At 58.1% G+C, this 12,291-nt stretch carries 9 protein-coding genes and 2 pseudogenes; 5 read left to right on the top strand and 6 right to left on the bottom strand.

The genetic code is table 11. The features are described 5' to 3' along the window. Positions 1-41 precede the first annotated feature (41 nt). The 5 genes and pseudogenes from RAC79_RS23880 to RAC79_RS23860 all read right to left on the bottom strand — a co-directional run bounded on the left by RAC79_RS23880 (position 42) and on the right by RAC79_RS23860 (position 4,995). Entirely contained in the window at positions 42-1,052 is a 1,011-nt protein-coding gene (locus RAC79_RS23880; RefSeq protein WP_022557263.1) for an IS30 family transposase, read from the bottom strand. A 305-nt stretch (positions 1,053-1,357) separates the two neighbouring features. Next, entirely contained in the window at positions 1,358-1,729 is a 372-nt protein-coding gene (locus RAC79_RS23875; RefSeq protein WP_374997607.1) for a hypothetical protein, read from the bottom strand. Between the two features lie 74 nt (positions 1,730-1,803). After that, a pseudogene (locus RAC79_RS23870) lies at positions 1,804-1,878 on the bottom strand (4Fe-4S dicluster domain-containing protein); the annotation flags it as partial. A gap of 641 nt (positions 1,879-2,519) precedes the next feature. Beyond that, positions 2,520-3,944: a Fic family protein gene (locus RAC79_RS23865; RefSeq protein ID WP_374997606.1), complete on the bottom strand. Its 1,425-nt coding sequence runs from the start codon at positions 3,942-3,944 to the stop codon at positions 2,520-2,522. Positions 3,945-4,368: 424 nt separating this feature from the next. Continuing rightward, on the bottom strand, positions 4,369-4,995 hold the full coding sequence (locus RAC79_RS23860; protein WP_374997605.1) for a TetR/AcrR family transcriptional regulator: 627 nt from the start codon (positions 4,993-4,995) through the stop codon (positions 4,369-4,371). Between the two features lie 107 nt (positions 4,996-5,102). On the opposite strand from RAC79_RS23860, the pseudogene RAC79_RS23855 reads away from it, so the two are divergent. The 3 genes and pseudogenes from RAC79_RS23855 to RAC79_RS23845 form a co-directional block, all read left to right on the top strand. Beyond that, positions 5,103-6,415 (top strand): annotated as a pseudogene (locus RAC79_RS23855) (S9 family peptidase); the annotation flags it as partial. A gap of 27 nt (positions 6,416-6,442) precedes the next feature. Next, positions 6,443-7,306, top strand: coding sequence for a prolyl oligopeptidase family serine peptidase (locus tag RAC79_RS23850; protein WP_374997610.1), 864 nt, complete (start codon positions 6,443-6,445; stop codon positions 7,304-7,306). A gap of 20 nt (positions 7,307-7,326) precedes the next feature. Next, positions 7,327-7,614, top strand: a complete 288-nt coding sequence (locus RAC79_RS23845; protein ID WP_374997604.1) for a hypothetical protein — start codon at positions 7,327-7,329, stop codon at positions 7,612-7,614. 74 nt (positions 7,615-7,688) lie between these two features. Here the strand turns inward: RAC79_RS23845 and RAC79_RS23840 are convergent, their stop codons facing one another. Next, the gene (locus tag RAC79_RS23840) at positions 7,689-9,248 is read right to left on the bottom strand and encodes an IclR family transcriptional regulator (RefSeq protein ID WP_374997603.1); all 1,560 of its coding nucleotides are present in this window, start codon (positions 9,246-9,248) and stop codon (positions 7,689-7,691) included. Between the two features lie 414 nt (positions 9,249-9,662). On the opposite strand from RAC79_RS23840, the gene RAC79_RS23835 reads away from it, so the two are divergent. Both RAC79_RS23835 and RAC79_RS23830 read left to right on the top strand, forming a co-directional pair. Continuing rightward, positions 9,663-11,273: an ABC transporter substrate-binding protein gene (locus tag RAC79_RS23835; RefSeq protein ID WP_374997609.1), complete on the top strand. Its 1,611-nt coding sequence runs from the start codon at positions 9,663-9,665 to the stop codon at positions 11,271-11,273. Positions 11,274-11,345: 72 nt separating this feature from the next. After that, positions 11,346-12,287, top strand: coding sequence for an ABC transporter permease (locus RAC79_RS23830; protein ID WP_374997602.1), 942 nt, complete (start codon positions 11,346-11,348; stop codon positions 12,285-12,287). The last annotated feature ends 4 nt before the right edge of the window (positions 12,288-12,291 follow it).

The following is a 12,291-nucleotide window of genomic DNA, read 5'->3' as shown; positions in this document are numbered from 1 at the left end:
TGTGAGTTCACGCTGAACCGCGACTTCTGTTGTGTATCAAGCTAGCTGGCATGCCTGATCTGCGCGAGCAGTTTCTTGCGAAAGACTTCGGCCGGTGTCCTATAGCCGAGGCATTTTCTGGGTGTTGCGTTGAGGCGGTTGCAGATCTCGATTAGATCGGCATCTGTGACCGACAATGGATCGACCTCTCTCGAAAGCCATTTCCGGACCCGGCCGTTGGTATTCTCGACGGTGCCTTTCTGCCATGGCGATTGCGGGTCGCAGAACCAGGTTTGGGTGCCGATGCTCGCTTGCAGATACGGCCAGTCCGTGAACTCGGTGCCACGATCGAAGGTGATCGAGCGACGGGCGGGATGGGGTAGGGCCTTGAGGGCCTGTATCAGTCCGTCCATAACCGGACGTGACTGACGGTCGTTGTTACGCAGGAAGATCGCAAATCGACTCACGCGCTCGACGAGCGATGTGACATTGGCCTTCCCAAACTTCTTGCGGAACTGGATGAGATCACATTCCCAGTGCCCAAACTGTTTGCGTTCGCCGACAGTGTCGGGACGTCGCAGAATGTTCAGATCCGAGCTAAAGCGTTGACCGTGCTTGCGTCTGGCGTGTCTCGGCCTGCGCCTGGCACGACGTTCCGGCAGGTGTCGCCACAGCTTGATCGCCTGACCGTCGGCTGAGTATGCGAATTTATAGATCGTCTCGTGGCTCACCGAGATCGGATGATGCTCAAGTCGCATCCTTCCGGCAATCTGCTGCGGTGACCAGCCGTGTACGATCCGCTCGATAACCGATTGTCGGACATGCGAGAAGCGCGCGAGCTTGCGCAGCTTCAAGCGGCGATCACAGGCCATTTGATGCGCGGTCACGCAGTAGTAACCGCTAAGATCAGGGACTTCTTTGTCGATGAATATGTTGCGCCGGACTTCGCGAAAGATCGTCGAACGGTGCCTTCCGAGTTTTTCCGCGATGGCGTCGATACTGAGCCCAGCCAACCTCCAGCGGGCAATCTTACGGCGTTCGTCCAATCCAATCTGAGAGTAGGTGCGCTTCATTGCATCATCCTTGCGATTGATAACCCATTGGGATCATTAGCAAGTCGCACTTCATTCTAGAACCCACCCGGCTACATACAATAATCGCATAACGTATGTTATGGAACTCGAGGCGCCGTCTCGTCTTGGAACGGACGAATGGTGCTCCGCCAGCCGATAACGGGCCTTGATCAGTGCGAGGCGGAACCATCCCAACCGGAGCCCTGCAAAGTTTTGAACTTGCCGCTTCGAGGAGACGCGGCAAGAACAGATTATGCGCCAATATTTATGGAGAACGGCGTCTCTTCGTCCAGAGCTGACCTCAATTACGGAAAACTTTCCCTTGGACTCTGCATCTCTGCTGATACCGCCATCATCCCAATACAGGTCGTGCGAGTATCCCTCGTCATTGTCGGCACCCGGCATTGGCGGGTAGAGCGAGAGCACCAGAGGCTTACGGTGTTCGACTTTGGCGCGCATGTGCTGGCTGCGTGAATGTTTTCGGTGTCGAGCAAGCTCAGGATTTCCGGATTATCGAGAAAGTAGTGCCAGACGAAGCGAACGATAATCTCGACACCTTTGGCAGGCGATGTCATCTCAAACTGCGATGACGCTTTGGATTCGGCGCGCCGCGCGATCGTGTCGGTCCGCGCACCATCGAGCCCATGGGCGGCGATCTCATCCATGGCCGCGCGCAAAATCATTTCCCTCGTTCATTCCGGGTATCTCCGCACGCTGATGGTTTGGTCATTCATGACACAGCCCCACCGCATCACATATTGGCGTAAGCCGGCCCCTCGCCGCCCTGCGGCGGCACCCAGTTGATGTTCTGGTTTGGGTCCTTGATGTAGCTCTTGGAAGGCCGCCGCACCGGAGCGAAGTGAGAGGATAACCCAGAGTGAAAGGGTTGGAGCAGGCACGCACGCCGCGCGCCCACACGGCCCGGATCAGCGGGATGCTGACTAAAACCAGACGGGCTTAAGAGCTCTTTTCGTTGATAGGGATATATCCACTGGTGGGTGCGATTAAGTCGTGAACCCGCGCGGAACATTGGGTGCTTTGGAACTTGCCCCAAGTCCATATCAGAGCGACACAGGTCAACCGGCTCTACACGCGCCACCCGCGCGTTCATCGGATGGCTTGATGCTCTAGGATGCGGAGAACGGAAGGCAAAGACCAGAGCGGCGAATGGCACCGCCCCTCTGCCACATTGAAGGTCGGTGTGCTGATCCTTTCATGAGACGAAGGCATGATGGTGCTGGATACCGCCACGCTGACTCGCGCAATCAAATCGTTCGGACCTCTGACGCCAACGACCGTTACGGCTGCGAGAGTATCGCCAGGACATTATCGTGACTGGGTCGGTTTGGCAGTTGGCGGGTTGCCAGGCCTCGCAGCGGAGCAACCACGGACAATGCTATCCCTTTCCGACGCAGGGCCAAGACCCCGGCGGCTTTGGTCGCCGGGGATTTCTGAGATTGCAAGTGCTCAGCCCCGCAATTGAAGATCGGCATAAACCTCTTCGATCCTCGCGGCCTCCTCATCGGTGAGCGCAGCGAACTCCCTGTCTCTCGCACGCTTTGACAGCCTTCCATCGTTCTGGCGCGGGAGCCGAAACAGAAGGTCGAGCAACCGATCCGGCATGTCGATCAAGCTCTGGACCCCTGTCTTGAACGCATCATAGATACGCAGGAACGCGGTCTCGGCCGGCAAATCGACGTCGATGGTGCGGGCGACGCATTCAAACAGGAACTCCGCCTGCGGCGTCAGGTCGAGATAGCGGTAGAAATCGGCGGTGTCGTTCAAAACCTCGACATTGCCACGATCAGTCGCCTGCCAGCGGATATGCGGCAAAAGACGGCGCGAATAGCTTTCGAGTACGGTCCGATAGGCGTCGATGCGATCAAGGATGACGGCCGACACCGGAAAGACCAGGCCCGGCGTGTTGAAGCCACGCTCGGCAAGGACATGGTGGATCAGATAACGATGCAGTCGCCCGTTGCCGTCCTCGAACGGACGGATGTAGACGAAGCCGAAGGCGAGGATGGCGGCGGCGAGCACCGGATCGAGCCGGTGCGCGGCTCCGCGATCGAAGGCGATCAGCCCATCGACCAGTGACGGAAGATCGTCGTGGCGGGCGTCGACATGATCGGGGATCGGCGCGCCGGTCAGGCGGTCGTGTTCACCGATGAAGCCGCCCTCCTCCCGCAGTCCGAGATGGAAGAAACGCGCGTCGCCGATGACGATGCGTTGCAACCGTTCGAGCTCGGCGCGGTCGATCGGCCGGTGGCCGGCTTCGCCGATCACCTGTCCCCAACGCTGGATGCGATCCTGTGGTGGATCTTCTCCCTCTATCTGGAAGCTCGAACGCGAATCCTTGAGCAGCAGGAAGGCGGCAGTGCGCGCCAGAAGATCGGCGGGCACTTCGGCGACGAGCCGTCGTGCATTGTCGCCGAGGCCGCGCGCGACGAAGGCCTCGAGCGCGGGCGTGCGAAAGATCAGCGGGCAGAAGGCGGGCGTGCCGGGGAGGTTGTTCTTCACGCGGTGGCGCGTCGAAGTCGTCCCTTCCACCGCCCATTGTTGCTCAGGATCGACGGTCAGGGCGTAGCTGCCCTGGGTCGCATCGGGCAGATCGAGCCGCGTATCGAGCAACCATTCGTAGAGGAACCAGAGCCTGCGCGCATAGGCGCCGGTCGGCGCTGCGCGGACGATGGCCGCGATCGGCTCCGGACCGGTTTCGCGGAACAACGCCTTCAGGACTGCAAGATCCAACCCCTCGTAGCGGAGTGCAAATGTAAGGTGGCCGACGAGATCCTCATCCGGCCGGTGACGCGGGGTGTAGAGGCTCCAGCCCTCGGCCTGGTAGACCTTGTGACGTGGTCCGATAGCCGACAGGCTGATCGGCACGGGCACGGACAAGCTCCAGGCATCGATCAGGGCGGCATAGCCGACCGGAACGGCGGCTTCCGGCAGTCAGCGCCCGTGAAAAACGCTTGCCTCTCCTGAAAATGACTTCTTCTGCCCCGGCTCCATGAATTTTGATACCAAGCCCTGAAATTGACCTCAGGACAGACATTCTCATGAAATCCGATAACTCACGATGAATTTCGATTGATAATCTTAGATTGGCGTGAAAATCGATTCCAGGCCAAGAATACGAAGGCGCTTACGCGCCGAATACAATCGACATTCACGACAGCGAACAGAACCCTCTCGGACGCATGTCGTCTAAGCACTAGGGCAAAGGAGAATGTGACGGAGACCCACAGGCCGGTCAGGAAGACACGACGCGTTCCAAATTTCTCGGCCAGGGCGCCTGCAGCCATGAGCAGATCATTCATCTTGGCCTCGGCGTGATGGGGTCGCAGAATGGCAGGGTGCTCGCTCGTCGGATCGCCTGAGCCAGTCTGTCATTCGTCTCCGCGACAGTCGGCACCTGTCCGTATTTCACCGCGCCGCGGCTGACAGTTTCGTCAACGATCCGCATTGCCGCCGCGACTGTAGCCGCACATAGCATCACATCGAAATCCTTCGGCGAGAGATCAAGCCGGCTGGCAATTACCTCAGCCATCGTATCTTCGGTGTTTCGCGTCGCCATGTGCCATGGGCCGAGAAGAGCCGGTTCCTCGTCCAGGCGAGCGATGAGATGGATGAGCAGCCCAGTGTCTTTGATCTCCTGGCCGTCGATCTTGCTCATGTCGTAGGTCGCCTGCAGAAACTGTTCCACCGAGACATCATTTGGCCAGCCAAGAAGTCTGTCCGCAAGACGCTGCGACGCGAGCGCGAACAGTGGCTCAACGCAACTTTCCTTCGTACGGAAATAGCGCCAAAGCGTGCGCTTCGAGATACCTGCCGCATCGGCAATCTCGTCGCCAGTCGTGTCGGCGACGCCTTTTTGCAGGAACAAAATGGCGGCGCATCTCGCCACTTCGATATGCGCATCTTCCGGGATTGTTCTGCTCATCCATGCTCCTGGGCTTCCTCACCAAGGATATAGACGACATTCAGCGCCTCATCCACAGCGGCAAACGGTTTCGCTTATCCCCTTGACGCAATTTTCAAGTCACAATAATGACACTTAGTGCCATTATAAAACTCAACGAAAGATATTTATCACCCTGTTTTCTGGAGTCACCGATGCGAACACCCGCCGCGTTCATCGCCCTTTTGCTCACATGTGCAGACGGCAACTCTGCTGATCAACCATTGATAAATTTACCAAACGTAATCTATCCCGAGACAAAGCGGATGAACGTCAGCGACGAGCACTTCGGTCAAACGATTGTGGATCCTTATCGCTGGCTGGAGAATAATAAGTCACAAGACCCTAGGGTCGGGTCCTGGATTGAGGCACAGAATGCCGTTACGCGATCCTATCTCGAAGCGATCCCCGGACGCGACCATTTCCGCAAGCGGATGACGGAACTGCTTGATTATGATCGCTACACCGTCCCCAGAAAGCGTGGAGATCGCTATTTCTTCAACGTCATCAAGGGAAATGAAAACCAGCCATCCCTCTATGTCCGTGAAGGCGTCTTTGGCGACACTCGCGTGCTCATCGATCCCAATAATTGGGCACAGGACGGTGCAGATGCCGTGGCGGGATGGAACGCATCCGACGACGGGCGCCTGCCAGCCTTTGGCACGCAGAAGGGTGGTAGCGATTGGCGGACCATCAGAGTGCTAAACGTCGATAGCGGCCACATATTTGAGGACATTGTTGAGTGGGCGCGCTTCACTCGCATTGCCTGGGCGCCTGATGGATCGGGCTTCTTTTATTCGCGCGTTCCAAAGCCGGTGAACGGAGCCACTGCTGCTGTGGTCGCCAACCACGCCGTCTATTTTCATAGGCTGGGGACAGAGCAAGCAGAGGATCGTCTTATCTACGCGACCCCTGATCGCCCTGAATTATTGCACGGGGCAGACAGGGTTTCGGGAGGACGCTACCTCACCATCTCGTCTACACCCGGCACGAACGAAAGTTCTTTGACCGTCGTCGATCTCGCGTCTAAGGATTGGAAGCCGCGCACGATCATCGCCGACATGAATTCTGCGTGGTACGTCATCGGCAATCATAACCAAACCCTGTTTCTCGCCACGACACTTGATGCCGGGCGTGGCGCGTTGTCTCGCTTAATCTCGCCGACAAGAACCCAAAGCCAAAGGAGATCATAGCCGAGGCTGCCGATGGCGCGGTCGTGGACAGCGCGGTTCTTGCGGGCGACAGACTGTTGGTGAACTATCAGATCGACGTCAAGTCGGAGCTGCGACGCTTCACGCTCGACGGAAAGCCTGACGGCACTGTGAAGTTGCCGGGCGTCGGAAGCGACCGATTTCTGGAAGCCGATGCCGGTCAAGCCTTCTTCGTCTTCACCAGCTACGATGCGCCAATAGCTATCTATCACTACGACATGGCCTCTGAGGTGGTGACCCCCTGGGCGGAGCCAAAAGTACCGATCGACCTCGACCGGATCCATGTCGAGCAGCGCTTCTATCGTTCGAAGGACAAGGCCAAAGTGCCGATGTTCATCATCCGGCGCAAGGATGTTACCAGGCCTGCTCCGACCTTGCTTTATGCTTATGGCGGGTTCGGCCTCAGCCAGTCACCCATCTACGATCCCATGCGACTTGCTTGGGTGGAACAGGGCGGCGTGCTGGCGGTTGCTAATATTCGTGGTGGCGGCGAGTATGGACAGGCTTGGCATCGCGCCGACCAACTCGACAAAAAGCAAACCTCCTTCGATGACTTCATCGCTGCCGCCGAATTTCTGAAGCAGACTGGGATTACATCTCATAAAGGGCTTGCCATTCAAGGTGAATCCGCCGGTGGGATGCTTGTCGGCGCTGTTACGAACCAGCGCCCTGATCTGTTCGACGTCGCACTTCCCGGTGTTGGGGTCATGGACATGCTGCGCTACGACAAATTCACAGGCGGCGCGCTCTGGACAGGCGAATACGGCAACCCGGCGGATGAGAAGTCCTTCCGCAACCTCCTGAACTACTCGCCCTATCATACGATCAGAGACGGTAAGGACTATCCCGCGATCTTGGCAACCACGGCCGACGCGGACGACCGCGTCGTTCCCGCCCACACGTTCAAATACGTCGCGGCCCTGCAAGTGGCCGACCTTGGACCCAAGCCGCGGCTGGTGCGCATCGAAACCCGTGCTGGCCATGGCAGCGGCCTGCCGATCGACAAGGCCGTCGCGCAGACCGCCGATATATTTTCATTTGCCGCCTATTGGACTGGACTGAAAATCGCACCGGCCAAATGATTGATTAACAGGAGAATAAAATGATGACGACATTTCAGAAGCCTGCCCTCAAAGCCATGATGACTATCTGCGTCGGTGGCCTTTTCGGATTTACGTTAGCTGCCTGCACTTCCGCTCAGGACCAAAACTATGAAGACAACCGAGCGTGCTACGGTTCGCGGCATTATAACGGGTGTATGAACCAGCAACAGTACTATCGTGATCGCGAACAACTGATGAAACAGGAAAAAGCTCTGATCAACGCGCAGCAGGCCCGTGAAAATCTAAGGATGCTTCGCGAGATCAGGCGGAAGCGTGGCGATTACTAAGCACTGACTTGCGATAAAAAGCGCAACCACGTGCGGTCATTTTTCCGACGGGATACGTCGCCCGAGACGTTTTATCAGCCGCGGGCGTGGGACACCAGCAGGGACACGACTTCGCGCTCAAGCCGCTCGACAGACCAGCTGTGCACAGGAGCGGATACGACGATGGCTCCCGCCGGACGACCGTCTGGTCCCGGTACCGCGGCGGCAACATTTACCTCTTCGCGGATCGACTGGCGATCCGTGAAAGCCACGCCTCGAACGCTTGCTTCCAGAACCTCCTTGCGGATTTCCTCCTTGTTCGTAACGGTAAAGGGCGTGCCGGGCTGGACGGGGCTTTCCGAAAGAATTCTTTCAATCTCTCCAGCTGGCAGCCACGACAGGATCGCCCGACCACCGGAGGATGAAACGGCTGGAAGTCGCCTGCCCGGATAGGCGGTTCTGAAAGCCGGTTGTGGTCGGCTTTGAACATGCAGCAGGTGGATGATTTCCGTGCCGTCCAGGATGCAGAAGGAACAACGCAGCCCGCATTCCTCCCGCAGCCTTATAAGCCGAGGCCATACCGACCGGAGCAACGCGTTTCCCATCTGGAAACGATAAAGAAGATCAAGCGCCCGCTCCGATACATGGAAAGCGCGTTTGGGCTGATCTTTCTTCAGATAGCCCAGTCCCGCCAACGTATCTGTAATGCGCTGGACAGTCGGCACCGGAAAGCCGGTTTGCTGTGAAAGTTGCGTCAGGGTGAGCAGCGGCGTTTGCGGATGGAAAAACTGCAATAAATGCAGGCTTTTGGAAACAGCCGTCACCTCGAGCGGGTCATTCTCGTCGTCAACCAGCGGCCACAGCGTGCGTGGATTTGGCTCGAGGTTGGCCGGGCGTACCCCCCGTGTCACCATCAACTCCCCCATGCGTGAGACGGTTTCGCAAAGTTGCCCGGTCACCGTGCCTGCTGCCTCCGTGTCTACAGGACCGGAAAGCGAGATCGCAGCAAGCGGCTGGCCGGCTGCATCGCGAAAAGCGGTCGCAACGACATGGTGGGATCCGCCTTCGCCAGTACTGTCAAAGGAAAATCCGACGCTGCGCTCAGAGGCTATCCGCTCGCGCAGCTGACCCGCGTCCCCTGTCCATGTTGCCAGAAATGTATCGAGTGTTGCGGCATCCATAAGAGACAACAGCGCCCGGCCTGGCGCGGTCCCGGCAAGTGCGACGCGGCTGCCAACCGGGGCAAGTGCCAGGGATGCGGCGGGTGACGGGACCCGGGCCAGCGTAACAGCGGTCTTCCCGTCGAGGAGCCAGAGGTCGGTGCTGAGGCCGGTGCGTGCATTCAGTTCCACGACCAACGGCATCACGAGATCGATCAACTGGTTGCTGTAAAGATAGACATGTGCGGGATAACAAGCCCGGTGCCCGAGAGAAAGGACACCGCTCAGTGCGTCGCGTTCAAGCCAACGGGATTTGACAAGTGTATGAACCAGACGCTGGGCGCTGGACCGGTTCATCCCTCCTCGCCTCGCAACATCGGCAATTCTCAGTTCAGGCGTTTCCGGCCCGAACATCTCAAGCACGGCAAATGCCTTCTCCAGCGCGGCAATGCGGGCCCGGTGATCGGATCCTTCTGAGGGACTGGTAAAATTCATTTTGCGACGCAGCAAGATCGTTGACAAGGCTTTCAACGACCCTATAATCGATAGTCGAGAATAGCAATCGCATCGCGGTAAAATAATCCTAAGGGGAACGCCTTGCACACCATGCTTCAATCGGAATGACGTTATAGTCAGCTATGCCTACGTGCTCGCCATGTGACGGCAAGCCGTACCTTGCAGGCCTTTCTTGATGCGGTCTCACAGCCGCAGTTGCGAAAGGTATTGCAGTCGTATGTTTCGCCGCACCTTTGCGGCGGCACAAGTGCTCTTCGCTGCGCAAACTTTCAGGGATCGCGGCGACATTGTCGAAAACGGTCCGGACCAGACGGGTGCCGTGCGCTTGCGTGCGGGCCAATGCCCGCGCGTTCCGGTCGCTACCTGCCAAACAAAAAAGGGAACAGCGAAATCATGCAAGCTAAGTTGACCAGAAAAGCAAGCCGGGCAAAAAGCGGGCTCGTTGCGGCGATCATCGCCCTTTCAGCCTGTGTTGCCGGCTTCGGGACGGATGCCTCAGCCACGACAATGATGGCCGTACCACATTCGGGCTTGCGTATTCTTGATCCGATCATCACGACCGCTCATATCGTGCGCAATCATGGCTATATGATCTATGACACGCTCCTGGCGCTTGATGCCGACTTCAAACCGCAGCCCCAGATGGCTGACTACACTGTCTCTGATGACAAGCTGACCTATACATTCACGCTGCGCGACGGTCTGAAATGGCACGATGGCACGCCTGTGACAGCGGAAGACTGCATTGCCTCGCTTCAGCGCTGGGGCAAGCGGGACACCTCCGGTCAGGTCCTCTTCGACAAGACTGAAAGCCTGACGGCTACGGACGACAAAACTTTTGTTTTCAAGCTGAAGGAACCCTTCGGCTTCTTGCCCGACGTTCTGGCCAAACCGTCTTCGGTCGTGCCGTTCATGATGCCGAAACGCATTGCCGCAACCCCGGCTGATACCGCCATTACCGAATTTATCGGTTCGGGCCCCTTCAGGTTCGTAACGGCCGAGTACCAGCCGGGCGTCAAGTCGGTCTATGAAAAATTCACCGACTACGTGCCGCGCAGTGAGCCTGCGAGCTGGCTGGCCGGCGGAAAGGTGGTCAAGGTCGACCGTGTGGAATGGTTGAGCATGCCCGATGCCCAGACGGCAATCAATGCTATCCAGTCCGGGGAGATCGATTATATCGAAGCGCCGCCAGTTGATCTTTTGCCGCTCGTCGAGAGCAATGACGAACTGACCGTCAAGACGTTAAACACGCTTGGCTCGCAGACCATGGGCCGCATGAATTTCCTCTACCCGCCCTTCGATAACAAGAAGATCCGCCAGGCTGCTCTAAAAGCGATGAACCAGAAGGATGTTCTCGACGCCCTGATCGGCAATCCAGACTACTACACCATTTGCGGCTCCGTCTTCGGCTGCGGCACGCCGCTCGAAGCACTGGCCGGTTCCGAAAGCCTGACCGGCGCGGGCGACATGGAAAATGCCAAGGCACTCCTCAAGGAGGCCGGGTACGACGGAACTCCCGTTGTCATCCTTCAGCCAACCGACGTCGTGACCGTCAAGGCCCAGCCGGTCGTGGCCGCGGCCGCGCTGAGGGCTGCGGGCTTCAACGTCGAACTTCAGCCCATGGACTGGCAGACGCTCGTCACTCGCCGTGCCTCGCAGAAGCCGGTGGCTGAGGGTGGATGGAACATGTTCTTCACCAACTGGATTGTACCGGAAATCATGACGCCGCTTAACAATCCGATGTTGAACGGTCGCGGCGCCAAGGGATTTTTTGGCTGGCAGACAGACGAGAAGCTGGAAGCGTTGCGCGCCAAATACATCGCCGCGGCGACAGCTGAAGAGCAGAAGGCTGCGGCCGCCGAGCTTCAGGCCCATGCCATGGACGAGGTCAGCTACGTTCCGCTTGGCCAGTACAAGAACCCCTCCGTGTGGCGCAACCAGCTTTCCGGCTTCCTGGAATCGCCGGTTCCCGTGTTCTGGAACATCGAGAAAACAGAAGACTGAGCCTCGTGGAAGAACTTGGCGGCATCCTGCGGATGCCGCTGCCTTGCCTGCCCAACCGACGTGAGGATGCTTATGCTCGCCTATACGTTCCGCCGAATTCTGGCCTCCGTTCCGGTAATGATCACGGTTGCCGTCTTCGTTTTTCTCCTGCTGCGCATAACGCCCGGCGATCCGGCCGCCATCATCGCCGGTGACATGGCCACGCCCGAGCAGCTTGAGAAAATCCGAACTGCCCTCGGCCTCGACAAGCCGATCGTCGTCCAGTTCGTCTCCTGGTTCTGGCTTCTTCTCCAGGGAGACCTTGGCGTGTCACTGATTTCCAATACGCCAGTAACCGCGATGATCGGCAAGCACATCGAACCGACCGTGAGCCTCGCGCTCGTCACGATCGTCCTGTCAGTGCTGATTGCTGTTCCGCTTGGGGTCATCGCTGCCTGGCGCCACGGCACGTGGATCGACTATGCCGTCATGACGGTGTCGGTCGTCGGCTTCTCCGTGCCGGTTTTCGTGATCGGCTATATCCTCATCCAGGTCTTCGCCATCGACCTCAAATGGTTTCCGGTGCAGGGCTTCCGGAGCATCACCAAGGGCATCGGTCCTTTCGCGGAACGCGCAATTTTGCCCGCCCTCACACTAGCGTCCATTTACATCGCGCTGATCGCCCGCATGACGCGCGCCTCCGTACTCGAAGTGCTGGGCGAGGATTACGTGCGAACCGCGCGCGCCAAAGGGCTGAAGGAAAATACCGTCCTGTTCCGCCACGCGCTGCGCAACGCCGCAGTTCCTGTGCTGACCATTATCGGCACGGGTTTCGCACTGCTTATTTCCGGCGTGGTGGTAACGGAGAGCGTATTCAACATTCCCGGCATTGGAAGGCTCACCGTCGATGCCATTCTTGCCCGCGATTACCCGGTGATTCAGGGCATGATCCTGCTGACAAGCGGTATCTATGTGCTCATCAATCTCCTCATCGACCTCTCCTACTCCTTCTTCGATCCAAGGATACGGTACTGATGGC

Source organism: Agrobacterium sp. LR_9 (assembly GCF_041954855.1).
Lineage (GTDB): Bacteria > Pseudomonadota > Alphaproteobacteria > Rhizobiales > Rhizobiaceae > Agrobacterium > Agrobacterium leguminum.
The sequence above is the reverse complement of the archived record's forward strand: the minus strand, read 5'-3'. Positions and strand labels throughout refer to the sequence as shown.

What these genes read in the sequence shown, in the direction of transcription:
- RAC79_RS23880 (WP_022557263.1), bottom strand. Translation starts at nt 1,052, where the DNA reads ATGAAGCGCACCTACTCTCAGATTGGATTGGACGAACGCCGTAAGATT.
- RAC79_RS23860 (WP_374997605.1), bottom strand. Translation starts at nt 4,995, where the DNA reads ATGAGCAGAACAATCCCGGAAGATGCGCATATCGAAGTGGCGAGATGC.
- RAC79_RS23850 (WP_374997610.1), top strand. Translation starts at nt 6,443, where the DNA reads ATGGCCTCTGAGGTGGTGACCCCCTGGGCGGAGCCAAAAGTACCGATC.
- RAC79_RS23845 (WP_374997604.1), top strand. Translation starts at nt 7,327, where the DNA reads ATGATGACGACATTTCAGAAGCCTGCCCTCAAAGCCATGATGACTATC.
- RAC79_RS23840 (WP_374997603.1), bottom strand. Translation starts at nt 9,248, where the DNA reads ATGAATTTTACCAGTCCCTCAGAAGGATCCGATCACCGGGCCCGCATT.
- RAC79_RS23835 (WP_374997609.1), top strand. Translation starts at nt 9,663, where the DNA reads ATGCAAGCTAAGTTGACCAGAAAAGCAAGCCGGGCAAAAAGCGGGCTC.
- RAC79_RS23830 (WP_374997602.1), top strand. Translation starts at nt 11,346, where the DNA reads ATGCTCGCCTATACGTTCCGCCGAATTCTGGCCTCCGTTCCGGTAATG.